The organism is Geobacter sp., assembly GCA_009684525.1.
In the GTDB taxonomy this organism is placed as follows: domain Bacteria; phylum Desulfobacterota; class Desulfuromonadia; order Geobacterales; family DSM-12255; genus Geoanaerobacter.
The window spans coordinates 971782-996166 of record WKKR01000002.1 but is presented as its reverse complement, the minus strand read 5'-3'; the positions used below and the strand labels follow the sequence as shown (position 1 = coordinate 996166).

Here is a 24385-nt window from a genome sequence, read left to right as displayed (position 1 = left end):
AAAAACGGCGCGGTGGATAACCGCGCCGGGAATGGATGATACTTACTTGCCGCCATAACTGTGCAGGCCGGAAAGGAAGAGGTTAACCCCGAGATAGCAGAAGATGGTCGCCGCAAAACCGATGATGGAGAGGAATGCCGCCCGCCGGCCCACCCATCCACGGGTGATGCGGGCATGGAGAAAGGCGGCGTAGATGAACCAGACAATCAGCGACCAGGTCTCCTTCGGGTCCCAGCTCCAGTAGGTGCCCCAGGCATAGTTGGCCCAGGCTGCGCCGGTGACGATGCCCAGCGTCAAGAGCGGAAAGCCGATCATGATCGCCTTGTAGTTGAGGTCATCCAGCACCCGCACCGACGGGAATGTGGCCATGACGCCGCCGGCCTGGCCATCGCCGCCGGTTGCCGATTCGTGACGCTCCTTGATGAGGTACATGATCGAGATGCCGCACGCCACGGCAAAGGCAGCATACCCCAGGAAGCAGGTGATGACGTGGTAGAGAAGCCAGTTGCTCTGAAGCGCGGGAACCAGTGGTTCGATGCCGCTGCTCAGACCGAGTTGCGCCCAGGCCATGCCGAGCAGGGCAAAGGGAACGACAAAGGCGCCCACGACCCGGTATTTGTATTTCATTTCGATGATGCCGTAAATCAGGATGATGGTCCAGGCAAAGAAGACCACGGACTCATAGAGGTTGGACAGGGGAGCATGGCCATGCCCCATGGCATAGGACTCTTTCCAGCGAAGCAGGATCGCAGCGGTCTGAATGAGCCAGCCGGCATAGGCGACGCCACTGGCGGCAAGTCCCACTCCTTTGTTCCTGCTGGCAAGGAATGCAAAAAAGAGCAGCATCGACACCATGTAGGAGAGGGTGGTGATATTGAACAGCAGGGAACTGGACATTGATTATAACCTCCGTGAATCTTGAAGTCCGAGAGTCGATAAACGAGAATCTATTTAGTTTCCGTCCGGAAAGGGCTCTTTTCCGCCCTGCCGGCGTCAATCTGCGGGATTGCTTGTGCGGCGTACCGATGTACGCCTCCGCGCAATCCCTTGATTTCCTTGCCAGAACGAAAAACTCCTCCCTTCCGGTTCGGAAACCAATTGTTTCTCATCCGGAATTTCCGGATGGAAACTATTTACAGTTTTTCCATCTTATCGACAAGGGTTTCAAAGGCCCCCTGGAAAGCCGGCTGGTTTTTGCTGGCGCTCCCGCCGACAACAACGCGGCCGTTTGCAGCTATCCTGACCCAAAGACGTTTGTGGGACAGGAAGAACGCCATGATGATCCCCACCACCATAAGGGTACAGCCGAGCCAGACAACCCAGACACCGGGGTCCTTGGCAACCTGCAGGCCGGTATAGAATTTCTCGTCGGAGCCGTCATAGGTGAAAATCAGGTCGCCGCCGCGCTCTGCATCGAGTTCGGGATAGTTGCGAAAAACGATGAACGACTCGGGCTGCTTGCCGGGCGCATGGACCTCTACCCGCGCAGCCGGGCCACTGAGCTGGGGGATCACCGGGCTGACATCCTGGGTCGACTCCACAACGCGCATGGTGCGGCCGCCGGGGAGTTGCACCATATCCCCCTGGTGGGCAGCCACCCGAACCGGGGCTCCTCCCTTGCGTTCACGCATGGTGAAGTAAAAGGTCCCCCCCTCGCTCGCCGGGCCGTAGCTGGACTGGTAGAAGGTGAAACCCTTGTAGGTCAGCGGGTCGTTGACGACAACCGGGATATTGACATACCCCGGCACCGGCTGCCCATTCTCCAGGATCGTCAGGATGCTCTTGAACTCCTTGGGAGCGCCGGTGTTGTAGAACGAAACCGAAAATTTTTCCAGCTTTACAGCAAAGCCGAGGTCGACCATCTTGTCGTTGCGGCCCTGGGCCGCGGAAACGCTCGATCCTTCGACGATCTGGACATAGGCCTTGTAACCGTAAAAGGAGCCGATCAGTGCGCCGATGAAGATGATGATGATGCTGAGGTGGACCACATACACGCCGAGACGGCACCAGGGGTTCTTCTGTGCGAAAAGGTGGATCTCGCCGTTCTGTTCGGTTACAACCGGAGTCGCGAATTCACTGGAAAGAAACCCGGTCAGCTTGTCCTTCAGGCTTGCGGCGTCTCCCTTCAGCTTCAGATCACGGGTGAGCGACAGCGAGCGCTCCAGCCCTTCGTCGAAGATCAGGTTCGGCTCGGAAACGATCTTCCAGACGCGGGGGAGCCGCTTGATGGAACAGGCCACCAGGTTGACGGTCAGCAGGTAGAGCAGGAGAATGAACCACCACGAGTGGTACATGTCGAAGAAACCCAGTTTGTCATAGAGCTGCAGCTTGGTCTGGCTCAACGACCGGATATACTCTTCCGGAATACTCGGGGCCTGCGGAATGACCGTGCCAATGATCGAAACCAGGGCGAGGCCGATGAGGAGGGAGATGGAGAGCTTGAGGGAACAGAAGAAATCCCACAGGCTCTGCAGAAAACCTTGTTTTTGCGTAGTCAAGACAAGCTCCTCTCGATATGGTTGCATGCAGATCGGAAATCAGCGGCTTATTCAGATATTCGGCTGAGACCTAATCAACGGCCGATTATACAGGAACTACCCACGAAATAACAATTAATTTTCTATATGTATACAGACGCAAAAAAGGGGATAACAGGCCTCCTGTCATCCCCTTTCGCACCGGAATCACTCGGTTTCAGGCTACTTACTTCTTGTGGCAGTCCTTGCAGCTGGTCGGACCCTTCTTCATGTCGGCATGGCAACCTTTGCAGGTCTTGTGCGCCCAGTCCTTGCCGAACCCTTCGATTTTGCCAGGACCCTTCTCATGGCACTTCTTGCAATCGCCGACAGCAGCCTTGTGCTCTTTGTGGTTGAAAGACACGCCTTTCTTCATCTCGATGACGTCTGCGCCAAAGGCGGTCCCGGCGAATGCGACAACAGCAAACAGAGCAACGATAGACTTTTTCATGCTGACTTCTCCCTTCAAACTTTGATGAAAATGTACGGAAAACTATGACACCACTCGCCGGATTGTCAAGATAAAATGGGTTCATGAACCATGGTTCATGGCCGCTGCCGGATGGTCATCAGCCGCGTGCACGGGCCAGTTGCAGCGCCTCGTCCTTTGCTGCAACCTCTTCTGCCAGTTGCCGCTTAAAGTCGGCCAGCCCAGCGACCAGACGCGTGTCGGCAATCGCCAGCATCTGCACTGCCAGGATGCCCGCATTTTTGGCCCCGGCCTTGCCGATGGCCATGGTCGCCACCGGAATCCCGCCCGGCATCTGCACCATGGCATAGAGGGCATCCACCCCGTTGAGGGGACCGCCGCCGATGGGAACGCCGATAACCGGCAGGCAGGTCTCTGCCGCCACGACCCCTGCCAGATGAGCCGCCATGCCGGCTGCAGCGATGATCACCTTGATGCCGCGACCGTCGGCGCCCGCTGCCAGCTCGGCCGTCCTGGCCGGCGACCGGTGCGCGGAGGAGACCCGCATCTCGTAAGGGACCTGGAAGGCATCCAGCACCTTGGCCGTCTCCTCCATCACCGGCAGGTCGGAATCGCTTCCCATGAGTATCAGCACCAGTGGTTTCATCGCGTTCCCCTATTCCCGGCCCATTGCCTTTTTGCCGATATCGGTGCGGAAATGCACCCCTTCCCAGTTGATGGCCGCAACACCCCGATACGCCCGGTCGATGGCAGCCCGGACCGTCGGCCCCAGGGCAGTGACCCCCAGAACCCGGCCGCCGCTGGTGACGATCCGCCCCTGATCGAGCACAGTGCCGGCATGGAACACGAACAGGTCCTCCAGTGCAGCCGCCGTGTCGAGGCCATGGATCGCGTCCCCCTTGCGGTAGTCGCCGGGATACCCTGCAGAGGCCATGACCACGCAGACCGCTGCCTGGTCGTGCCATTCGAGGCTGATCCCGCTGATGTCCCCCTCGGCCACCGCCATGAGCACCGGCACGATGTCCGACTTGAGCCGCATCAGGAGGGGCTGGCACTCGGGGTCGCCAAAACGGGCATTGAACTCCAGGGTCTTCACCGAGGTCCCGTCGATCATCAGCCCGGCATAAAGGACGCCGCGATAGGGTCGCCCCTCGGCAGCCATGCCGTCGACGGTACGCTGCATGATCTCGGCCATGACCTGATCGTGGATGGCCTTGGTCACCACCGGTGCCGGAGAATAGGCCCCCATGCCACCGGTGTTCGGCCCGGTGTCGCCGTCGAAGACCGCCTTGTGGTCCTGGGCCGAAGCGAGCGGGATGATGTTCCGGCCGTCGGTGAAGGCGAGAAACGATGCCTCCTCCCCCCGGAGAAACTCCTCGATCACCACCCGCGATCCAGCCGCGCCAAAGGCATTACCCGAAAGCATGTCCGTTACCGCCGTGACCGCCTCGTCGCGGGTCTGGGCGACAATGACCCCCTTGCCGGCGGCAAGGCCGTCAGCCTTCACCACAATGGGGGCACCGAGCCGGTCGATGAAGGCAACCGCCGGTTCCACCTCGGTAAAGACCTCGTAGGCTGCGGTCGGCACCTGGTACTTCTTCATCAGGTCCTTGGAAAAGGCCTTGCTCGCCTCGATCAGCGCCGCATTGCGGCGAGCGCCGAATATCTTCAGGCCATGCTCTTCAAAGAGATCGACGATCCCCAGGGAGAGCGGCAGTTCGGGCCCGACCACGGTCAGGTCGATATCACGGGCAGTGGCAAAGGCCAGGAGTCCCGGCAGATCGTCCACCGCAAGCGGCACATTCTCGGCCATCTGGCCGATCCCCGGATTCCCCGGAGCGCAATAGACCCGGTTCACCAGGGGCGACTGGCAGATCTTCCAGACCAGCGCATGTTCGCGGCCACCACCGCCGACAACGAGAATATTCATGATGGTTCACTCCTCAGGAAAGCGTTGCTGGGGCTATCCCCCCCGCGTCACCGGCCGAAACAGCAGTCCTGCCGGTACGCGGCACAGGGCGGCGATCAGTGCCTGAAGTGGCGCATGCCGGTGAAGACCATGGCCATGCCGTGTTCGTTGGCCGCGGCGATCACCTCTTCGTCGCGCATGCTGCCGCCGGGCTGGATCACCGCGCTGATGCCGACCGCTGCGGCATTGTCGATGCCGTCGCGGAAAGGGAAGAAGGCATCGGAGGCCATGACCGCCCCCCTGACCTCCAGGCCGGCATGTTCCGCCTTGATGGCCGCGATCCTGGCCGAGTTCACCCGGCTCATCTGGCCGGCACCGACGCCGATGGTCATGCCGTCCCTGCCGTAGACGATGGCGTTGGACTTGACGAACTTGCAGATCCGCCAGGTAAAGAGCAGGTCGACCATCTCCTTCTCGGTCGGCTGGCGGGTGGTGACCACCTTGAGGTCGCCATGGAGGGCGAGATCGGTATCCTGGACGAGGATGCCGCCGTTCACCCGCTTGAAATCGAGCCTTTGCAGCGGCGCTGCCGGCCACTGCCCGCATTCGAGCAGGCGGACGTTCTTTTTCGCCGCCACTGCCGCCACTGCACCGGGGGTCACCTTCGGGGCGATAATCACTTCCACGAACTGGCGGTCGCAGATAGCCTTGGCGGTCGCCTCGTCCAACTCGCCATTGAAGGCGATGATCCCGCCGAAGGCCGATTCGGGATCGGTCTTGTAGGCCCGGTCGTAGGCGTCGAGAAGGTTCGCGCCGATAGCCACGCCGCACGGGTTGGCGTGCTTGACGATGACGCAGGCCGGCCCCTCGCTGAACTGTTTGACGCATTCGAGCGCCGCGTCGGTATCGCCGATGTTGTTATAGGAAAGTTCCTTCCCCTGGAGCTGTCGGGCCGTGGAGATACAAGCCTCCCGGACGTCGCGCTCGACATAGAAGGCTGCCGACTGGTGCGGGTTCTCGCCATACCGCATCCCCTGGGCCTTGCGGTACTGGAAGGTGAGGGTGTCGGGGAACCGCTCCACCCCCTCGCCGGTCCGGGCGCCGAGCCAGTTGGAGATGGCACCGTCGTAGGCTGCGGTGTGCTGGTAGACCTTGACCGCCAGTCGGAAATTGGTCTGCTTCGCGACCGCGCCGCCATTCGCCTTCATCTCGTCGAGCACGGTCCGGTAATCGACGGGATCGACGATCACCGTGACATCGGCATTGTTCTTGGCAGCGGAGCGGAGCATGGTCGGTCCGCCGATATCGATATTCTCGATGGCATCCTCAAGGGTGCAGTCGGCCTTGGCCACGGTTGCCTCGAACGGGTAGAGATTCACGGCCACCAGGTCGATCGGCTCGATCCCGTGCTGCTGCATGGTCGCCACGTGCTCGGGGTTGCTCCGCATCCCCAGCAGCCCGCCATGGACCTTGGGATGAAGGGTCTTCACCCGGCCGTCCAGCATCTCGGGGAACCCGGTGAACTCGGAGACGTCCTTGACCGTGAGCCCCGCCTCGCGCAGAAGCTTGGCCGTGCCGCCGGTGGAGAGTATCTCGACGCCGTAGGTGGCGAGTTCCCGTGCAAATTCGATGATGCCGGTCTTGTCTGAGACGCTGATCAGCGCCCGCTTGATCTGTGCCATGCTATCCGCTCCTTTTAGCAATAGTGGAATTGAACGTGAAACGTGACAACTACCGGGTCACTATGCTCCGAGTGCCACTCACGCCGCCGCTGTACGGCTTATTTCGCTACCGGCCTGCAACTCGCCCTTACGGGCTCAGACAGGCAGGCCGGTTGACGCTTCATTTCGCCTACAGCGGCTGGCTCTCGGGCACAGTCGCTTCGTCGACCCGGCATCTGTCACGGATTAAGGTTGAAGATATCGGGCCGGGTCGTCATGCCCCGGCATTGAAAAGGGGAAATTTAGCAGATTCCGGCGCAACTGCAAAGCCCTTTTCACACCCCCCGGAAGCATCGTCCCGAGCCCGGTGCCACAAGGCAGTTTCCCGTCGATCAGGGCTCGCTGTCGGTAAAATCCATGAACCGGATGAAGTGCGCCTCGAACAGCGGATTGCCCGACAGCGGGACGACCGCAAGGCGGCTGGCCAGGGCCGCCACCTCCCCTTCCCCGTCCTCCCGGCGAAGATAACGCTCCACTCCCGCCAGGGCGCCGTCCGCACCGAACCGGACCGAAGGGACCGCGTGCGGGATCACCCCCAGATCGCGCAGCAGCCCGGCGCCGAGCACCATGCCGAATGACCCGGTCACGACCACCTCGGCCAGATCGACCGCGGCCAGGCCGGCCCTGGCGAGCAGAACCTCGATACCCGCGCGGATCGCCCCCTTTGCCAGCTGAACCTGGCGGATATCCTCCTGGGAGATGACCACCTCATGCCGGGCATCCCGGTACAGGACGAACCCCCGCCCCTCAGTCCGCTCGACAATGCGGTTGCCGAGGTTCGAGGGGATCTCCGCAGAGGACCGGAGCCGGCCGCTCGCATCAATGACCCCTTCCCTGCGAAGCGATACGATGGCCGACAGTGCACCGGAGCCGCAAACGCCCGTCGGCACCCCGTTGCCGATGGTTTCGATCCGGACCTTCCCGTCGGCGCACTCCACCTGGGCAATGGCACCGGGCAGCGCAGCCATGCCGCAGGAAAGGTTCCCCCCCTCGAAGGCGGGCCCAGCTGCCGCCGACGTGGCAAAAACCCGATCACCGCAGCAGAGAGCAATCTCGGCATTGGTCCCCAGGTCGAGATAGAGCCGTGCAGCGTGGGGCAAGGGTGGTGCATCGGAGAGCTCCTCCCCGTAGAGGAAGGCGACCAGGTCCCCCCCTACAAAGCCGCCGGGAAGGGGGAAGAGATAGAGACCGGCCGCAAGGCTCCAGCCCAGGTCGCGGGTCAGCAGCTGCCTTCCTTCCCTGAAGAGGGGTCGATAGGGGATATGGGCCAGCGAATCAACCGGGAGATCGAGCAGCAGGTGCTCCATGGTGGGATTCCCGGCAATGGCGACCATCGTCAGGCAGGACTCCGCCACCCCGGTATCGGCAAGGAGGCGACGGGCGAGCGTCTCCAGCTCGGCATTCACCAGCCGGGCCATCCCGGCCCGCGTATCGGGCGAGGCAACCGCAGCGGCAAGACGCGTCACCACGTCGGCGCCGAACGAGCGCTGCGGATTGAGGGCTCCCCCCGCGGCGAGCCGCTCCCCGGTGGCGGCGTCGAGCAGGGAGACCGCAATGGTGGTGGTTCCCAGGTCGCAGGCAAGGACAACGGCATCAGGCAATGACAACGGCATGCTCCTCTCGGGGCAAGACCTCCCCGATCCGGACGGCGAAACAGCCCTCTTCCGCGGCCAGGGCCATGAACCGCTCCAGCTGCGCAGGGGGCAGGGCAATCAGCAGGCCACCCGAGGTCTGCGGGTCGAAGAGCGGCAGGAGACGCTCGTCGGCTGTGGTCGGCCCGTCACCCGCGGCCTTGATCCCATCGACCCGGCAGAGCGGCGCGTAATGATCGCGGTTGCGGTAGCAGCCTGCCGGGACCAGCCCGTCCCGGACCAGCTCCATGACGCCGTCCAGCACCGGCACTGACTGCAGGTCGAGACGGACGGTTGCTCCGGCCCCTGTCGCCATCTCAGAGATATGGCCGATGAGGCCGAAGCCGGTAACGTCGGTGCAGGCGGTTGCGCCGCAGGCGACCATGAGCCGGGCGGCAACGTCGTTGAGCGTGGTCAGCCAGCGGACCGCCTCGTCGACCACCGCGGCAGGCACCATCTCCGCCTTGATGGCAGTGGAGACGATGCCGCTGCACAGCGGCTTGGTCAGGACCAGGACATCCCCCGGCCGGGCCGTTGAGTTGCGGACCACCCGGTCGGGATGGACGATCCCCGTAACGGCCAGCCCGTACTTCAGCTCGTCGTCCTCAACCGTATGCCCCCCCACCAGGCAGGCCCCGGCCTGCGCCAGGGCGGCGCTCCCCCCGGCGAGAATATCGGCCAGCACATGGGGGGGGAGTTTACACGCGGGGAAGAATACCAGGTTGAGCGCCGTCACCGGCCTGCCACCCATGGCGTAGACGTCGGACAGGGCGTTGGACGCAGCTATCCTGCCAAAGGTGAACGGATCGTCCACCAGCGGGGTGATGATATCCACCGTGTCCACCAGCGCCAGTTCGCCGGAGAGTCGATAGACCCCTGCATCGTCGGATGTCTCCGGCCCCACGAGGAGGGCGGGGTCAACCGCAGGAGGCAGGGTTCGCAAAGCTTCCTCAAGGCCCGCCGGGCCCAGCTTTGCCGCTCAGCCGGCCGCTTTCACCATTCCCGTCAGTTTTATCTTCTGCTTGGTCATAGGTTTTCCACTCTGCACGATCTACCGCATGCGACCGCGGCCCGACACACAACTGAACGACCCTCTTCTAACAGGTTGTTGAAAACGAAGTTGCAGCGTAGCTAAAAACTCAGGTAGTTCAAAAATAGTCAGATCGTCGCACCCGCAGAAAGCCCCGCGGAGGCGTAGTACCCACTGGGCATAAACAGCGCTACGCCGCACAAGGCGGCTTTTCGAGGACGGCGGCGAGATGGCTGTTTTTCAACAACCTGCTATCGGTCGAAATTCACCCGCTCCTTTTCGATCACCAGCGGCCGTTTCTGCACCTGGGTGTAGATGAGACCGATGTACTCCCCAAGGATGCCGATGAAGAAGAGCTGCACCGAGCCGAAAAAGAAGAGGCCGATCACCACCGGCGCCATCCCTGCCGTAAAGGTACTCCAAAAAACCAGCTTGGCAATCAGGTAGCCGAGAGAAACCAGAAGGCTCAACGCCGCCATGGCGAAACCGAGCATGGTGGCGATCCGGAGCGGCACCCGTGAATGGTTGGTGATCCCGAGCATGGCGATGTCGTAGAGGGTGTAGAAATTGTTCTTGGTGATCCCCCGCTTGCGGCGCGGCTGCACGTATTCGATAATCGCCTTCTCGAAACCGATCTCCGAGACGATCCCACGGAAATAGGGGTACGGGTCGTTGATCTCCCGCAGCGCCTCCATGACCCTCCGGTCGTAGAGGCCGAACCCGGTGTTGTTCTTGGTCAGCTCGATCTCCGACAGCCGTGAGATCAGGTTGTAGTACATCCTGCGGATCAGGAACATGGCCGGGGTCTCTTCGCTGTTGCTCTTCACCCCCAGCACCACCTTGTACCCCTCCTCCCACTTTGCGATGAAGTCCCGGATCATGGGGGGCGGGTCCTGCAGGTCGGCCACCAGCAGGATGACGGCATCCCCCTCTGCCTGGAGCAGGGCGTGGTAGGGGGAGCGGATATGGCCGAAATTGCGGCTGTTGACAATGATCCTGACGTTTTTGTCCTGGCCGGCGATCTCCTTGAGGATGGCAACGGTCCGGTCGCGGGAGGCGTTGTCGATGAAGATGTGCTCGTAGCGGTACGCCGGCAGGGAGGCAAAGACCTCCCGCACCTGGCGGTAGAGCTCGGCGACATTCTCCTCCTCGTTGTAGCAGGGGGTGACGATGCTGATCAGCTTCATGTCTCTCCTCACGCTCATATTCCGCTGCAGCCCGCCTTACCTGGCACCGGAAAGGTAGGGTCGCACCTGCTCCCTCAGTTCGGGAAAGCGCCGGGATATCTCCGTGAACAGCGCTCCGGCCTTCCCCTTTTCCCCCATGCGGTCGTAGGTGATGGCCAGGTTGTACGGCGCATAGGCATAGCCGCTGTTTTGCGTCATGACCTCTTCAAACGCCCGGATCGCCCGGGGGTAGTCGCGCGACTCCCGATAGCAGATCCCCAGATTGTTCAGGGCATCCAGGTTGCCCGGCGCCGCTGCAAGGGTTTTCCGGAAGTAGGCAATCGCCTCTGCGTAGCTGTTCCGTTTCATGTAGATCGTGGCGATATTGTAGTGGAGCTCCCACTGATTCCCGCCAAGCCGCTCCATCTCCAGGAAGATCTCCAGCGCCTTGGCCAGATCGTTCCCGCGGTAGTATGCCAGTGCCCTGTCTCCCAGTGCAGCGAGTTGCCCGGCATTGCCACCACCGGCCGCATTCCCCGGCACAGCACCCGCCCCGAGGCGGTCAAGGGCCAAACGGGCGGGCTTGAGAAAGACGTTGCCATGCTCCCTGGAACCGACGACCCCCTGGTAGTACTCCCGCGCCTTTTGCAGATCGCCCCGCGCCTCAAAGATCTTTGCCAGTTCATACAGCGGCCTGATGGCATCGGGTTTTTTCTGCAGGGCATTACGGAATGAAGCAATGGCCCGGTCGGATGCGCCCTGCCTGAGCAGGTAGAGCCCCAGGGCGGTATCGTAATAATGGTTGAGCGGGTTGAGCTTCTGCGCCTCTGCATACTGTGCGAGCGCGCCGGGATAGTCGTTGGCCGCGAGCAGGGCCGTGCCGAGTCCCAGGTAGCCGACAACGACCCGCGGCTGATTCTCTATGGCGCTGGTCCAGAGACTCCGCTCGTCCTTCCAGGCCGGGACAGAGGCAAAGGTGAGCAGGCCGCAGGCAGCGATACAGCCCGCCAGAACGACCTTGGGCAGGGACTCCCCACCCCATGCCTTCAAGCGCCAGATACCGACGACTCCCCCCACCATCAGGCCGACCAGCGGGATATAGCCGTAGCGGTCTGCCACGATGGGGTTTGTCGCATAGAGGTTACTCACCGGAAGGAGCGTGATCCCGAACCAGCCCACGCTGAAAAGGATCTCAGGGTAGCGTCTGCGCTGAAAAACCGCAAGAACCAGCGCGACGGCAATGCCCGCGCAGGCACCGATCGTCTGCAGGGAAAGGAGCCGGGGCGAGAACGTCACGTCGTATTCAGGCGCCAACCGCAGGGGGAGGAGAAACTTCCCGATATAAAAGTAGGGGATCTGCAGCGCCCGGCTGATCCGCACGGCGAGCCCTTCCCCCTGCGCTGCCAGCTGCGCGTCGGTAATGATGCCGGCAACCGCAGCAACCTTCATGAACAGGACATATGCGGCAACGGAGACAAGGAAGAACGGGACCAGGGAGAGATAGGGACGCTGGCGTCCGGCTCTTCCGGAGATCGCCAGCAGCAGGCAGAGGACGAGCGGCACTGTAATGGAGGTGGCCTTGGAAAGAAGCGAGCAGACAAAACATGCCAGGGCAGCGGCGTAGAGCCACCCTCCTTGGCGCCCGTCACGCTGCAGCCAGCCCAGGTAAAGCTGGACCGCCAGAAGCGAAAAGAGGCCGCACAAAAGAACGTTCCTGCCGGAAATCCAGTTGACCGCCTGGCCGTTCAAGGGATGGACGGCAAAGAGGAGTGCAGCGGCAAGGGGGATGGCGGTGGACGGCCGACCGGCGGCAGGGAGCCCGAACAGGGGCTGGAGCCTGTTGACAAGCGCATAGAGGGCCAGGGCCGAACAGCAATGGATCAACAGGTTGGTGGCGTGAAAACCGGCCGCATGCTCTCCCCAGAGGGCAAAGTCCAGCATGACCGTCAGGTCGCGAACGGGGAGATACTCGATGCCGTTGGCAAGGGTCGCGAACAGGCTGAAGGGGTCAAAGGTCCGGTAGATCCGGGGACCAAGGAGATAGACCGGGTCGTCCCAGACGAATCCGTTGAAAAGGGCGCGGCCATAGACCAGCACAATCGCGGCGACAATAAGGACGACGTCGCGCAGGTACGAATGCCGGGATTTCGCTGTCGCCCGTGCCTGATCGGCCCGGGAAGCCCCGCCGTATCCCGACAGCCCGGAATCAGGTCCCATTGACATAGACCCGCGGCACCCGCTTGCTGATGCCGCAGAATATTTCGTAGGGGATGGTGCCGGCCAGGGCCGCCAGTTCTTCCGCGCGGATGCAGACGCCGCTGCCGTCGCACCCCAAGAGGGTGACCTCGTCCCCCACGGCAACGTCGGGGACCCCGCTCACGTCGGCCATGATCCAGTCCATGCAGACCGTGCCGACCACCGGGACACGGTGCCCCCGCACGATCAGCTCCCCCTTGTTGGTCAGGGCGCGGCTGTAGCCGTCCGCATACCCCACCGGCACGCTGGCGACCAGGGTGCGCTGACTGGTGGTGTAGCGGCGGGAATAGCTGATCGATCTGCCCGGCTCCACCCATTTGAGCATGGCAACCCGGCTCTTCAGGCGCATCACCGGCCTGACGTCGAGCCGGCCGGCAAAGTCCCCCGAGGGGAGCGAACCGTAGAGCACGATCCCCGGCCGCACCAGGTTGCAGAAGGGGAGATCGACGCTGAAGATCGCGGCGCTGTTGGCAATGTGGATATAGGGAGGGGTAAAGCCGCAGGCGCGGCATTCGCCGATCACGGCGCTGAAACGGGCTGCCTGCTCGGCCGTGTAGGCCGATCCGCTGTCGTCCAGTTCGTCGGACGAGGAGAAATGGGAGATCACCCCTTCCAGCTCCACGTTCCGCAGCTCCCGCAACTGGCGGAAAAAGTCAGCGGCCTCGTCGTAGGGGATGCCGAGCCGCCCCATGCCGGTATCGATCTTGACATGGATTTTGGCTTTGCGGTAGAGCCCCCTGGCCGCGGCATCCAGCGTCCGGGCCTGCTCCATGCTGAAGACCGTGGTGGAGAGGTTGAAGCCGACGCACTTTCGCTCCTGGCCGGGGTAGACCCCCCCCAGGATCAGGATCGGCCGGTCGATCCCGCTCTTGCGGAGCTGGATCCCTTCGGCCAGGAAGGCCACCCCGAAGGCGGTCACCCCCTCCTGGTCGAGGACGGTGGCGACGTCCATGAAGCCGTGGCCGTAGGCATCGGCCTTGACCACGGCCAGGACGCCGCAGTCTTGCCGGACCGCCCGCCGTACCTGGGCATAGTTGTGGCGCAGGGCCGCAAGATCTATCTCTGCTATGGTGGGGCGACTGTCCATGATCGGCTCGCAAATCGGAATGTGCCCGGAAACAGCGAACGAGACACCACTTGTTTCCGGATCGGAAAGGAGGGATTTTTCGTCATGGCAAGGAAATCAAGGGATTGCGCGGAGGCGTAGCAGCGCTACGCCGCACAAGGAATCCCGCAGATTGACGCCGCCAGGGCGAAAAAGAACCCTTTCCGGACGGAAACTATCTATCATGTATACAGGACCGTGTAAAGCCCATTCCCGTTTATTGTCATTGACTTGCCGGGCGTTTTCCATTAGCTTATGGAAATTATTTGCCAGCTGGGGGAGTTCGCGAGAACTGAGATGAGGCTTCCGCCTCAAACCCTTTGAACCTGATCCGGTTAATGCCGGCGTAGGGAAGCGGCTCCTGACACCCTCCATTCGCCGACCAGGTAAGCCGTAACCCAACAGGTGCGGCTTTTTGCGTCTCTTCCCCAGCACAGGAACTCTATGTATCGCAGGAAATCCGATCATCTTCGGCTCGTCGTGGATCGCGGCGACGACGCCTTCAGGCTTAACGGTCTCTACCTGGTCACCGACGAAGGGGAGCAACTGGTCGAGCGGGTACGGCGGGCGATTGCCGGCGGCGTCTCGGCACTCCAGTTCCGCCGCAAGACGGGAGAGCGGGCAGAGAAGCTCAGCCTCGGCAGGGAGCTGCAGGAGCTCTGCGCCCAGGCCTGCATCCCGTTCATCGTCAACGACGACCTCTCCCTGGCCCTTGAGCTGGACGCCGACGGCCTCCACCTGGGCCAGGACGACGGCGACCCTGCCGAAGCCCGCAGGCAGCTCGGTTCCCACCGCCTGCTCGGTATCTCCACCCATGACCTGGACGAGGCTCTGGCGGCCCAGGCCGCCGGTGCTGACTATATCGGTTTCGGCGCCATGTTCCCCACCCGGAGCAAGGATATCCGGCACCTGGCCGGACCCGAAGGGCTAGCAGCGATCCGCGATCAGATCAAGATTCCGCTGGTGGCCATCGGCGGCATCACCCGGAACAACGTGGCCAGGGTGATCGACAGCGGCGCCGACGCCGTGGCGGTCATCTCGGCAGTGCTGGAGAATCGCGACCCTTCAGCCGCGGCTGCTGAACTGGCGTTGCAGTTCAACCGGAAAGCCCCCTTTCCCCGCGGCGCCGTGCTGACCGTTGCCGGCAGCGATTCGGGAGGCGGCGCCGGCATCCAAGCGGATCTGAAGACCATCACCCTGCTCGGTTCCTACGGCTCGTCGGTCATCACCGCCCTCACGGCGCAGAACACCCGCGGCGTCTCCGGCATCCACCCGGTCCCCCCCGAGTTCGTGGCAGAGCAGCTCGACGCGGTGCTTGCCGACATCCCGGTGGACACGGTGAAGACCGGCATGCTCTTCTCGGCACCGATCATCGACATCCTGGCGCAGCGGCTGGAGGAGCAGCGCCGGCTCCTGCCAATCGTCGATCCGGTCATGGTCGCCAAGGGGGGGGCATCCCTCATCGACCGCGACGCGGTTACCTGCCTCAAGCACCGGCTCCTGCCGCTCGCCTACCTGGTCACCCCCAACATCCCCGAGGCGGAACGGCTGAGCGGCCTGGACATCAGCGACGAGGAAGGGATGCAGCAGGCCGCACGCGCCATCCACCGCATGGGAGCGAGAAACGTCCTGATCAAGGGGGGGCATCTGGGGGAAGGTTCCGCGGTGGACATCCTCTTTGACGGCAGCGCCTTCATCCGCTATCCGGGCCAGCGCGTCCACACCCGCAACACCCACGGCACCGGCTGCACCATGGCCTCTGCCATCGCCACCTACCTGGCGCAGGGGGAGCCGTTGCAGGTCGCCATCAGCCGGGCCAAGGAGTTCATTACCGCCGCCATCCGCCTTGCCCAGCCGCTGGGCAAGGGGCACGGACCGGTCAACCACTATCTTGCCGCACGGGAAACGAGAGACTAGCCACCGGGAGAACCCGGTCCGCCTCTATTACGACAAGGAGCATTACATGAAGACCCAACTCGAACTGGCCCGCCAGGGCATAATCTCCGACATGATGCGCGAAGCTGCAGCAGCCGAGGGGGTCCCTGCGGAGACCATCCGCGACGGCATCACCGACGGCACCATCATCATCTGCCACAACGTGAAGCGGCTCAGCGGCATCCCCCTGGCCGTGGGCAAGGGGCTGCGCACCAAGGTCAACGCCAACATCGGCACCTCTGCCGACGACACCGACATCTCCAAGGAGCTGGAAAAGGCGCGCGTGGCCGTGAAGCACGGTGCCGACGCCCTCATGGACCTGTCAACGGGCGGGCCGGTGGATGAGATCCGCCGGGCCATCATCGCCGAGACCCGCGCCTGCATCGGCACGGTCCCCCTCTACCAGGCTGCGCTGGATGCGGTCCGGACCAAGAAGAAGGCGATCGTGGACATGACCGTGGACGACATCTTCGCCGGCATCGTCAAGCATGCCGAGGACGGAGTGGACTTCATCACGGTCCACTGCGGCGTCACCCGCTCCACGGTCGAGCGGATGCAGAACGAGGGGCGGCTGATGGACGTGGTCTCCCGTGGCGGCGCCTTCACCGTAGAGTGGATGGCTTACAACAACAAGGAAAACCCGCTGTTCGAGCATTTTGACCGGCTGCTGGAGATCGTGAAGGCATACGACATGACCCTGTCGCTGGGAGACGGGTTCCGTCCGGGCTGCCTGGCCGATGCCACGGACCGCGCCCAGATCCACGAGCTGATCCTCCTGGGGGAGCTGACCCAGCGGGCCCGTGAGGTGGGGGTACAGGTGATGATCGAAGGGCCGGGCCATGTGCCGCTGCACCAGATCGAGGCCAACATCATCCTGCAGAAGCGGCTCTGCCACGGGGCACCTTTCTACGTGCTGGGACCGCTGGTTACCGATATCGCACCGGGCTACGACCATATCACCTGCGCCATCGGCGGCGCCATTGCCGCAGCCGCCGGCGCCGACTTCCTCTGCTACGTCACACCGTCGGAGCACCTGCGCCTTCCCACGGTTGAGGATGTGCGGGACGGGGTCATCGCCTCCCGGATCGCGGCCCACGCCGCCGACATCGCCAAAGGGGTCAAAGGGGCCATGGAAAAGGACGTCGCCATGGCCAAGTGCCGCAAGAAGCTCGACTGGGAAGGGCAGTTCGCCCTTTCCCTCGACCCGGACAAGGCCCGCCAGTTGCGCGCCGAATCGGGGGTCGCCGATCACGGCGCCTGCACCATGTGCGGCGAATTCTGCGCCTACAAGGTTATGGACGACGCCATGGAGAGAAAGGCCGCCCACGGCTGACCGGCAACAGGCAGGCGCCGGGTATCGTACCGGCCCGGTCGCAGTCCCCTTCCCTATCCGATCATCGGCCGCCCTGCCACGGCAGGGCGGCCCTCCCCTCGCTCCTTCCTGGTAACCGCAGATAACTACGGATAAAACAAAACCTTTTTAACCGAAAAACAGTCATTTACGGGGTTAATCTTTTGAAGTATCTGCGTTCATCAGCGTCCATCTGCGGTTACATGCCTTTTTCAGGTTCATCCCCATCGACGCAGAACAGGAACAGCGCATCGCAGTAACGCTTCGCCAGTGCCAGCTCCGCCCCGGTCAGCCGTTCCACGGCAACCGGTTCCCTGAATCTCCGCAGAAACCGCCGGGCAGCCCGGTCGAGACACGGGTTGGCAGAGCCGAGCCGACCATCGATCCTGAGCGGCAGCAGCCTGAAACCGGACACGGCCCTCTGCAGCGCGGGATTGAGCAACAGCCTGCTGCCGGCAACCGATGGAGCCGCGCCACGCGGCTCTTTCCCGGCAAGGAGGGTATAGTTGTGCCCAATCGCGCCTTCCCGTTCGGCCCGGCGCAGCCGTTCCACCTCTGCTGCCACATCTGGCGAGGCTTTGCTGTGGGTGAAGAGCAGCGGGGTCAGGCCGGCCCCCTCCAGGAGTTCCATCAGCTGGTCGATGCGATAGGTCCTGGCGCGCGGATGGAGGAAGGCATCGGCAAACCCGGCGACAGAGCCGGCCTCGGGGAGTTCGGCAACAACCCTGGCCAGGCGCGACCCTTTCGGTGCCCGGCGCACCAGGTGCCGTGCGGTTGCCGGATCGTCGATGCCGAGCAGCCGGAAGGCCCGGCGGACCGCCTCCACCTCCCGCCGGGCGCCGTGGCTGTAAACCATGAGCCGCAGGATGCCGCCGGGGGCAAGGCGTCCCGCCAGTGCGGCCAGGCCCGAGGCCGGATCTGCCAGGTGATGGAGCACTCCGTAGACATCGATGAGATGGAACGGTCCCGGCGCCACTGCAGGTTCGGTCAGGTCGCCGCGGACAAAGTCGACGTCTCTGCAGCCGTGCACCCGGGCATGAAGACGGGCCCGTTGCAACGTGGCAGACGACAGGTCGAGGGCGGTAATCCGTGCGCCCGGATTGGCGATGCTGAAGGGATAGGGGGAAAAGGTGCCGCAGCCGGCCAGGAGTATCCGTTGCCGGAAGGCGGCGAGCAGTCTGCCGTTGCAGCGCGCCCAGAGGGCCGTGAGGTTGAGGGCATAGGTATCCCACGGCCGGATCGCTGCCAGAAGCGGTATGCGGGGGTAGGGATGACTTTCGTAATGATCGCGGACGGCATCGTTCACGCAGGCGTCCCTGCCGGCTGGGCGCTGTCGGGCTCCCGGTCCATGGTTGCCAATCGCCTGCCATCGGCTACACTGTTTTTGAGCATCATCATGCAATCCGGAAACGGATGAGATATCTTCAGAGAGGAGAGAAACATGCAGGAACGTACCGGCATCATCACTTTCAAAGGGAACCCCATGACCCTGCTCGGCCCGGAACTCAAGGTGGGAGACCGTGCACCCGACTTCCGGGTGGTGGACAACGGCCTGGCCCCGGTAACACTGGCCGATCTGAGCGGCATCACCATCATCAGCTGCGTCCCGTCGCTGGATACCCCGGTCTGCGACACCGAAACCCGGCGGTTCAACCAGGAGGCGGCAGCACTCCCCGACCAGGCGACCCTGCTCACCATCAGCCTCGATCTCCCCTTTGCCCAGAAACGGTGGTGCGGCGCAGCGGGCATCGACAAGATCAAGGTCCTCTCGGACTACCAGGACCGTTCCTTCGGGCAGGCGTACGGTGTGCTGATCAAGGAGCTGAAGCTGCTGTCGCGCTCCATCTTCGTCATCGACGGCACTAACACCATCCGCTACATCCAGCATGTGCCGGAGGTTACCCAGGAGCCCGACTACGCCGCGGTCATCCAGGCAGCTAAGGCGTTGCTCGCCTAGTTTCCGTCCGGAAAAGGTCCTTTTCCGCCCTGGCGGCGTCAATCTGCGGGATTCCTTGTACGGCGTACCGATGTACGCCTCCGCGCAATCCCTTGATTTCCTTGCCAGGACGAAAAATCCCTCCTTTCCGATCCGGAAACCATCAGTTTCTCATCCGGAGTTTCCGGATGGAAACTCGCCTAGCTCTTCACCCCAGAGTCCCGGAACGAAAAAAAGCCCCGGTCGCGGCCGGGGCTTTTTCCGTTGCCGGAACTACTGCTGCACCTGCTGGTTGGGGATGATGGTGATGGTCACCCGGCGGTTCATCTGCCTGCCGGCTTCGGTGTCGTTGTCGGCAATCGGCCTGGTCTCGCCGTAACCGATGGTCGCCAGCCGGGCGGCAGCGACGCCATGCCCCGTCAGTGCGCTCTTGACAGCCAGGGCACGCTTCTCGGACAGCTTCTGGTTCAGTTCCTCCGAGCCGGTGCTGTCGGTGTGGCCGGCGATCTGGACCGTGGTCTGGGGATACTGGTTCAGGACCCTGGCGACCCTGGTGATCTCGTCCTGGGCTCCCCCCTTGAGGGCTGCGGAGCCGGTGCTGAACATCAGATCGGACTTGAAGGTCACCGACAGCACGTCCTGGGTCCGCTGGATGGATGCCCCTTCCACATCGGCCAGGGCCTGCCGCATCTCTGCTTCCTGCTTGTCCATATAATTACCGATCATGCCGCCGGTCAGCCCGCCGACGGCAGCACCGAGTGCTGCTCCGATCAGGGTCGAGCCGGTATCGCGGCCGATGGCCTGACCGAGCGCGGCGCCTGCCGCAGCCCCGGTGCCGGTGCCGATCAGGGTGCCTTTCTGGGTCTTGGTCATGGGCTCGGCACAGCCCGCTACGAGAGAAACTCCTAGAAGCAGCAGAGCGGTACGCTTCATATCGTTGGTCTCCTTTTGCAATGGATTTGCCTATTACATAGCACACCCCGGCGCAAATGCAAACCTTCAAGGCCGCACCATGATGCCGATTGCGCGCTGACCATCTTGCGGCTACAATAAAGAGGAAGCGCCGGTTTCCCTTTACCCTGCACACACCGCACCCGCTCTGTCGATCACGAGGACCCTTCCATGAACAGCCGACGCAAACTCCTGATCATTATCGCCGCCATCCTGGCCGCACTGTTCCTCTTCACGACCCTGATCCTGCCGGGAATCGTCCGGAACAAGGTAATCCGCAGCCTGGAAACCGCCACCAGCCGCAAGGCCGAACTTGCCGGTATCTCTCTCAATCCGTTCACCCTCAGTGCCAAACTCCGCGGTTTCCGCCTCTGCGAGCGCGACCGGTCGACGACCTTTGCCTCCTTCAGCAGTGCGCGGATCGCCGTAAGCCCGGCATCGATCTTCCGACAGGCCCTGGTGGTCTCGTCCGTTACGGTCCGGGCACCCTACCTGCACCTGGAACGGACCGCACCGAACAGCTACAACTTCTCCGAACTCCTGGTCCGCAAGGAGCCGCCAAAGCCGGATGCGAAACCGTTTCTCTTCTCGATCAACAACATCGAGATCGACCGCGGCTCCGTCGACTTCATGGACCGCGCCGTCGCCACCCCCACAGCCCACACGGTCCGCAACCTGGAGCTGGCCGTGCCGTTCGTCAGCAACGTCCCCTACCTGGCCGATCGCTACGTCGCCCCCCGGATCAGCGCCAAAGTCAACGGCACCGAGCTTTCAGCCAGCGGCAAGCTGAAGCCGTTGAGCAGCGCAATCGAGGCATCGCTCCACCTCTCGTTGCAGGGTATCGATCTCCCCCATTACCTGGCATACCTGCCCAAAGAGGTCCCGCTCCGGATCGCCAGCGGAGAGCTCACCACCTCCCTGGACCTGGCCTACCGGGTTTCCGCCGCCAACAAGCCCGACCTGACCCTGAAGGGGGACCTGGCCCTGGACAAGCTGTCGGTGACGGAAAAGAGCGGGGCTCCGCTGTTCAACCTCGGCCGGGGGGCGATCAGGATCAACGAGGCCGCGCTGTTTGCCCGCTCCTTCGACCTTGCCCGGCTGACCGTCGTTGACCCGGAAATCTTCCTCGACCGCGCCGCCAACGGCAAATGGAACCTGCAGCGGCTTACCCCGGAACAGCCCGCGGCTCAGTCCGTCAGCCCGAAAAAGGAAGAGTCTGCCGAAAAAGGGATTCCCGCCGCCAAAGAGAAGACCGTGAAACCCCGCATCAACCTCGCGGCCCTGCAGATCACCGGCGGCCGGTTCCACTTTGCCGACCGGCTCCCTGCCAGCGGCTTCCGCACCGACCTGGAGGGGATCGACCTCAACGTGCGGGGGTTCTCCACCGATGCGGGACGCCGGGCAACCTGGACCGCAGCCCTGAAGAGCAGCCGGGGCGAATCGCTCAACGGCAGCGGCGAACTGACCATGGAACCGCTGGCCGTTACCGCCCGCGTCACCCTGGAAAAGATCATGCTCGCCCCGGCCTACCCCTACCTTGCAGCGTACCTCGCCAGCCCGGTCAGCGGCACGGTCGATGCGAGCACCACCCTGGCCTACTCGCCTGCCGGGGGACTTACCCTGAGCGATCTCACCCTTACCGGCCATGCCCTGGCCGCGCGTTTCGGCGACAAGGACGGCATCAACCTGCAAACCCTGACCGTGAGCGGCGCTAATCTGGACCTTGCCAAGCGCACGGCAGGCGTTGAGCTCGTTGAGATTGCCGGTGGAAGCTGCAGGGTATCCCGCATGCCCGACGGCACGATAAGCGCAGCCCGGATTGTCGTTCCGGCAAAGCCCAAGGCCGCCGCACCACCGTCATCCCCTGCGCAGCCCTTCAGTTACCGCATTGCCAAGGTAGCGACCAGCGGCCTGACCCTCGGGTTCAGGGACCTGACCCGCAGCGATCCCCCCGAGTTCACCCTGAGCAGGGTAGCGTTCGCCGTCTCCGAGATCACCGGCCCCCGCACAGCAGCCATGCCCTTCTCCCTGCAGGCGGTCTACGGCAAAAACGGCACGGTCAAAAGCATGGGAACCGTGACCCCGCAACCATTCAAGCTGAAAGGGAAGATGGATATCCGGCGCATTCCGCTGCGCGACTTCGAGGCCTATCTCCCCGACGACCTCAATCTCTTCGTGGCGGACGGCTCGCTGGACAGCCGGATGACGATCAGCCTTGCCAAGGGGAGCAGCGGCATGACCGGCACCTTTGCGGGAAACCTGGGTATCCGCTCTTTCTACTGCCTGGACACCGTCGAGAACGAAGACCTGCTCAAATGGGAGAGCCTGCAGCTTGACGAGGTGAGCGGTGCCATCTCCCCCTTCACCCTGTCCATACGCCAAGTGGCTCTCAGCAACCCCTACGCCCGGGTAGTGATCAACAAGGACGGTTCCCTCAACCTGCAGAACCTGAAGGGGACGAAAGAGGCGGCTGCCACGGTTCAGCCCGGCGCGACCCCGGCGGTGGCACAAGCTGCCCCTGCTCCTGCCTTGGCGGCAGTTCCGGCTCCGGCACCGCGGAAGATCAAGGTCGATACCATCACCGTCCAGGACGGCACCCTCTCCTTTGACGACCGGCACCTCCCGACCACCTTCGCCACTACCTTTTTCAACCTAGGAGGGCGCGTCACCGGGATGTCCAGCGACGAGCGGCAGCAGGCCGATGTCGACCTGCGCGGTAACCTGGAGAACCATTCGCCGCTCAGGATCACCGGCACCCTCAACCCCCTCTGGAGCGAACCGTTCGTCGACCTGAAGGTCAGCTTCACCGACATCGAACTCTCCCCCTTCACCCCCTACTCCGGCACCTATCTGGGGTACACGGTGGACAAGGGAAAACTGTTCCTCGACCTCAAGTACCGGATCGAGAAAAAGACCCTCAACTCCGAGAACCGGCTCTTCTTCGACCAGTTCACCCTGGGGGAGCGGGTTGAGAGCGAAAAGGCCACCTCCCTGCCGGTCCGACTCGCGCTGGCCCTGCTCAAGGACCGCAAGGGAGAGATCCATCTCGATCTCCCGGTCACGGGCCGGACCGACGATCCCAAGTTCAGCGTCTGGGGGGTTGTCCTGCAGATGTTGAAGAACCTGCTGGTAAAAGCCGCCACCTCCCCCTTCTCCCTGCTGGCATCCGCATTCGGCAGCGGGGACGACTTCAGCGTCGTCACCTTCCCTCCCGGCTCGGCCCGACTGGAAACAACGGAACAGGAAAAGCTCGCCAAGCTCGCCAAGGCGCTGGAAGACCGACCCGCCCTGAAACTGGAGATCTCGGGTTTTGTGGACCGGGAACGTGACAGCGAGGGATACCGGCAGGAGCAGCTGCTCCGGAAGCTCAAGACCGAGAAATTCCTCACGCTCAGCAAGGCACGCAAGAACCAGCCGGGTCAGACCCCCGACAATGTGGAGGTTCTCCCCGCAGAGCAGAGCGCTCTCCTGAAGGCTGTCTACGCCAAGGAGAAATTCCCCAAGCCGCGCACCGCCCTGGGGTTCGTCAAATCGCTGCCGGATGCGGAGATGCGGAAACTGATCCTGACCAACACCCCGGTGGGGGATGCGCAGCTGCAGGCTCTGGCCCGCGAGCGGGAGGAAGCGGTCCGCAGCTTCCTGCTGCAGCAGAAGCTGCCGGCAACGCGGCTCTTCCAGAAGAGCGCCGACATCTACAAACCGGCGGAAAAAGAAGGGGTGAGCAACAGCAGGGTGGAATTCGGGGCAGGAGCCAGCTAGTTCCCGTCCGGAAAGGGTTCTTTTCCGCCCTGGCGGCGTCAATCCGCGGGATTGCTTGTGCGGCGTACCGATGTACGCCTCCGCCCAATCCCTTGATTTCCTTGCCAGGACGAAAAATCCCTCCTTTCCGATCCGGGAACCGATAGTTTCTCATCCGGAGTTTCCGATCTGGAAACCTGCGGTGATCCTCCGGTCAGGGAAGGCGGGGCGACAGATAGAGCGCGGTCTGCTTGTCCACGGCAAGGATATGGTCCCGCAGCCATTCGATCAGCATCTGGTTGACCTGCAACGCCACGTCGCTCCCTCCCCCCTTCGTCGCCACCTCTTCCTTCAGAAGGAGGAGCCGCCGGCGAAACAGGTCGTGCTGCTGCCGATGAAACGGCAGGCCGGGGTAGGCAAACCGCTCCTGCAGCACCTCCTCGGTCCGGAAATGCAGCGCCACGTAGTCGTCGAGAAATGCCAGCATGTCGATCACCTCTTCTGCCGCCTTCCCGGCCACGCACGCCTCCAAGAGCGTCTCCATCCGTCTGAACAGTTCACGGTGCTGATTGTCGATCTCTTCCAGCCCCAGGCTCAGTTCATCGTTCCAGCGTGTCATGACCTCTCCTTTCCATCTCCCGGTAACCGAATCCCTTCCGCAAGCTGCTGCAGAGATCTGGCTATAATAATATGCGGATATCCCGCAATTT

Annotated in this window: 18 protein-coding genes and 1 riboswitch; of the genes, 4 read left to right on the top strand and 14 right to left on the bottom strand. The window is 62.9% G+C overall.

Annotated features, from left to right (window positions below; translation table 11 throughout):
* Window positions 1–42: 42 nt before the first annotated feature.
* From ccsB to alr, 11 genes are all read right to left on the bottom strand, one after another.
* Window positions 43–897 carry a c-type cytochrome biogenesis protein CcsB gene (ccsB, locus tag GJT30_10540; protein ID MSM40045.1) on the bottom strand — a complete coding sequence of 285 codons (855 nt, stop codon included), beginning with the start codon at window positions 895–897 and terminating at the stop codon, window positions 43–45.
* A gap of 236 nt (window positions 898–1133) precedes the next feature.
* A complete protein-coding gene (locus GJT30_10535; GenBank protein ID MSM40044.1) occupies window positions 1134–2498 on the bottom strand; it encodes a cytochrome c biogenesis protein ResB in 1365 nt (454 codons plus the stop codon).
* A gap of 205 nt (window positions 2499–2703) precedes the next feature.
* A complete protein-coding gene (locus GJT30_10530) occupies window positions 2704–2967 on the bottom strand; it encodes a cytochrome C (GenBank protein MSM40043.1) in 264 nt (87 codons plus the stop codon).
* A 118-nt stretch (window positions 2968–3085) separates the two neighbouring features.
* On the bottom strand, window positions 3086–3592 hold the full coding sequence (purE, locus tag GJT30_10525; GenBank protein MSM40042.1) for a 5-(carboxyamino)imidazole ribonucleotide mutase: 507 nt from the start codon (window positions 3590–3592) through the stop codon (window positions 3086–3088).
* Between the two features lie 9 nt (window positions 3593–3601).
* Window positions 3602–4876 (bottom strand): phosphoribosylamine--glycine ligase, encoded by a 1275-nt coding sequence (gene purD / locus GJT30_10520; protein MSM40041.1) that lies wholly within the window; start codon window positions 4874–4876, stop codon window positions 3602–3604.
* Window positions 4877–4971: 95 nt separating this feature from the next.
* Window positions 4972–6537 carry a bifunctional phosphoribosylaminoimidazolecarboxamide formyltransferase/IMP cyclohydrolase gene (purH, locus tag GJT30_10515; protein MSM40040.1) on the bottom strand — a complete coding sequence of 522 codons (1566 nt, stop codon included), beginning with the start codon at window positions 6535–6537 and terminating at the stop codon, window positions 4972–4974.
* A 371-nt stretch (window positions 6538–6908) separates the two neighbouring features.
* Window positions 6909–8189, bottom strand: a complete 1281-nt coding sequence (locus tag GJT30_10510; protein MSM40039.1) for a DUF4445 domain-containing protein — start codon at window positions 8187–8189, stop codon at window positions 6909–6911.
* Entirely contained in the window at window positions 8170–9237 is a 1068-nt protein-coding gene (selD, locus tag GJT30_10505) for a selenide, water dikinase SelD (GenBank protein MSM40038.1), read from the bottom strand. Before selD ends, GJT30_10510 begins: the two co-directional genes overlap by 20 nt.
* A 251-nt stretch (window positions 9238–9488) precedes the next feature.
* The gene (locus GJT30_10500; GenBank protein ID MSM40037.1) at window positions 9489–10424 is read right to left on the bottom strand and encodes a glycosyltransferase; all 936 of its coding nucleotides are present in this window, start codon (window positions 10422–10424) and stop codon (window positions 9489–9491) included.
* Between the two features lie 36 nt (window positions 10425–10460).
* On the bottom strand, window positions 10461–12626 hold the full coding sequence (locus GJT30_10495) for a tetratricopeptide repeat protein (GenBank protein MSM40036.1): 2166 nt from the start codon (window positions 12624–12626) through the stop codon (window positions 10461–10463).
* Complete coding sequence (alr, locus tag GJT30_10490) at window positions 12610–13746, bottom strand: alanine racemase (GenBank protein MSM40035.1); 1137 nt, start codon at window positions 13744–13746, stop codon at window positions 12610–12612. The genes GJT30_10495 and alr overlap by 17 nt, the downstream gene beginning before the upstream one ends.
* Window positions 13747–14029: 283 nt before the next feature.
* Window positions 14030–14134, top strand: a riboswitch (TPP riboswitch).
* 74 nt (window positions 14135–14208) lie between these two features.
* Here alr and thiD point away from each other — a divergent pair.
* Together thiD and thiC are read left to right on the top strand one after the other, a co-directional pair.
* Window positions 14209–15681, top strand: a complete 1473-nt coding sequence (gene thiD / locus GJT30_10485; GenBank protein MSM40034.1) for a bifunctional hydroxymethylpyrimidine kinase/phosphomethylpyrimidine kinase — start codon at window positions 14209–14211, stop codon at window positions 15679–15681.
* Window positions 15682–15727: 46 nt separating this feature from the next.
* Complete coding sequence (thiC, locus tag GJT30_10480; protein MSM40033.1) at window positions 15728–17032, top strand: phosphomethylpyrimidine synthase ThiC; 1305 nt, start codon at window positions 15728–15730, stop codon at window positions 17030–17032.
* A gap of 217 nt (window positions 17033–17249) precedes the next feature.
* Here the strand turns inward: thiC and GJT30_10475 are convergent, their stop codons facing one another.
* On the bottom strand, window positions 17250–18356 hold the full coding sequence (locus GJT30_10475; protein ID MSM40032.1) for a methyltransferase domain-containing protein: 1107 nt from the start codon (window positions 18354–18356) through the stop codon (window positions 17250–17252).
* Window positions 18357–18491: 135 nt separating this feature from the next.
* Here GJT30_10475 and GJT30_10470 point away from each other — a divergent pair, with 135 nt between their 5' ends.
* Window positions 18492–19007 carry a thiol peroxidase gene (locus GJT30_10470; GenBank protein ID MSM40031.1) on the top strand — a complete coding sequence of 172 codons (516 nt, stop codon included), beginning with the start codon at window positions 18492–18494 and terminating at the stop codon, window positions 19005–19007.
* A 252-nt stretch (window positions 19008–19259) separates the two neighbouring features.
* On the opposite strand, the gene GJT30_10465 is transcribed toward GJT30_10470, so the two are convergent.
* Window positions 19260–19919 carry an OmpA family protein gene (locus GJT30_10465; protein MSM40030.1) on the bottom strand — a complete coding sequence of 220 codons (660 nt, stop codon included), beginning with the start codon at window positions 19917–19919 and terminating at the stop codon, window positions 19260–19262.
* 189 nt (window positions 19920–20108) lie between these two features.
* Between GJT30_10465 and GJT30_10460 the strand changes: the two genes are divergently transcribed.
* Complete coding sequence (locus GJT30_10460; GenBank protein ID MSM40029.1) at window positions 20109–23696, top strand: DUF748 domain-containing protein; 3588 nt, start codon at window positions 20109–20111, stop codon at window positions 23694–23696.
* Window positions 23697–23889: 193 nt separating this feature from the next.
* On the opposite strand, the gene GJT30_10455 is transcribed toward GJT30_10460, so the two are convergent.
* On the bottom strand, window positions 23890–24294 hold the full coding sequence (locus GJT30_10455) for a bacteriohemerythrin (GenBank protein ID MSM40028.1): 405 nt from the start codon (window positions 24292–24294) through the stop codon (window positions 23890–23892).
* Between the last annotated feature and the right edge of the window lie 91 nt (window positions 24295–24385).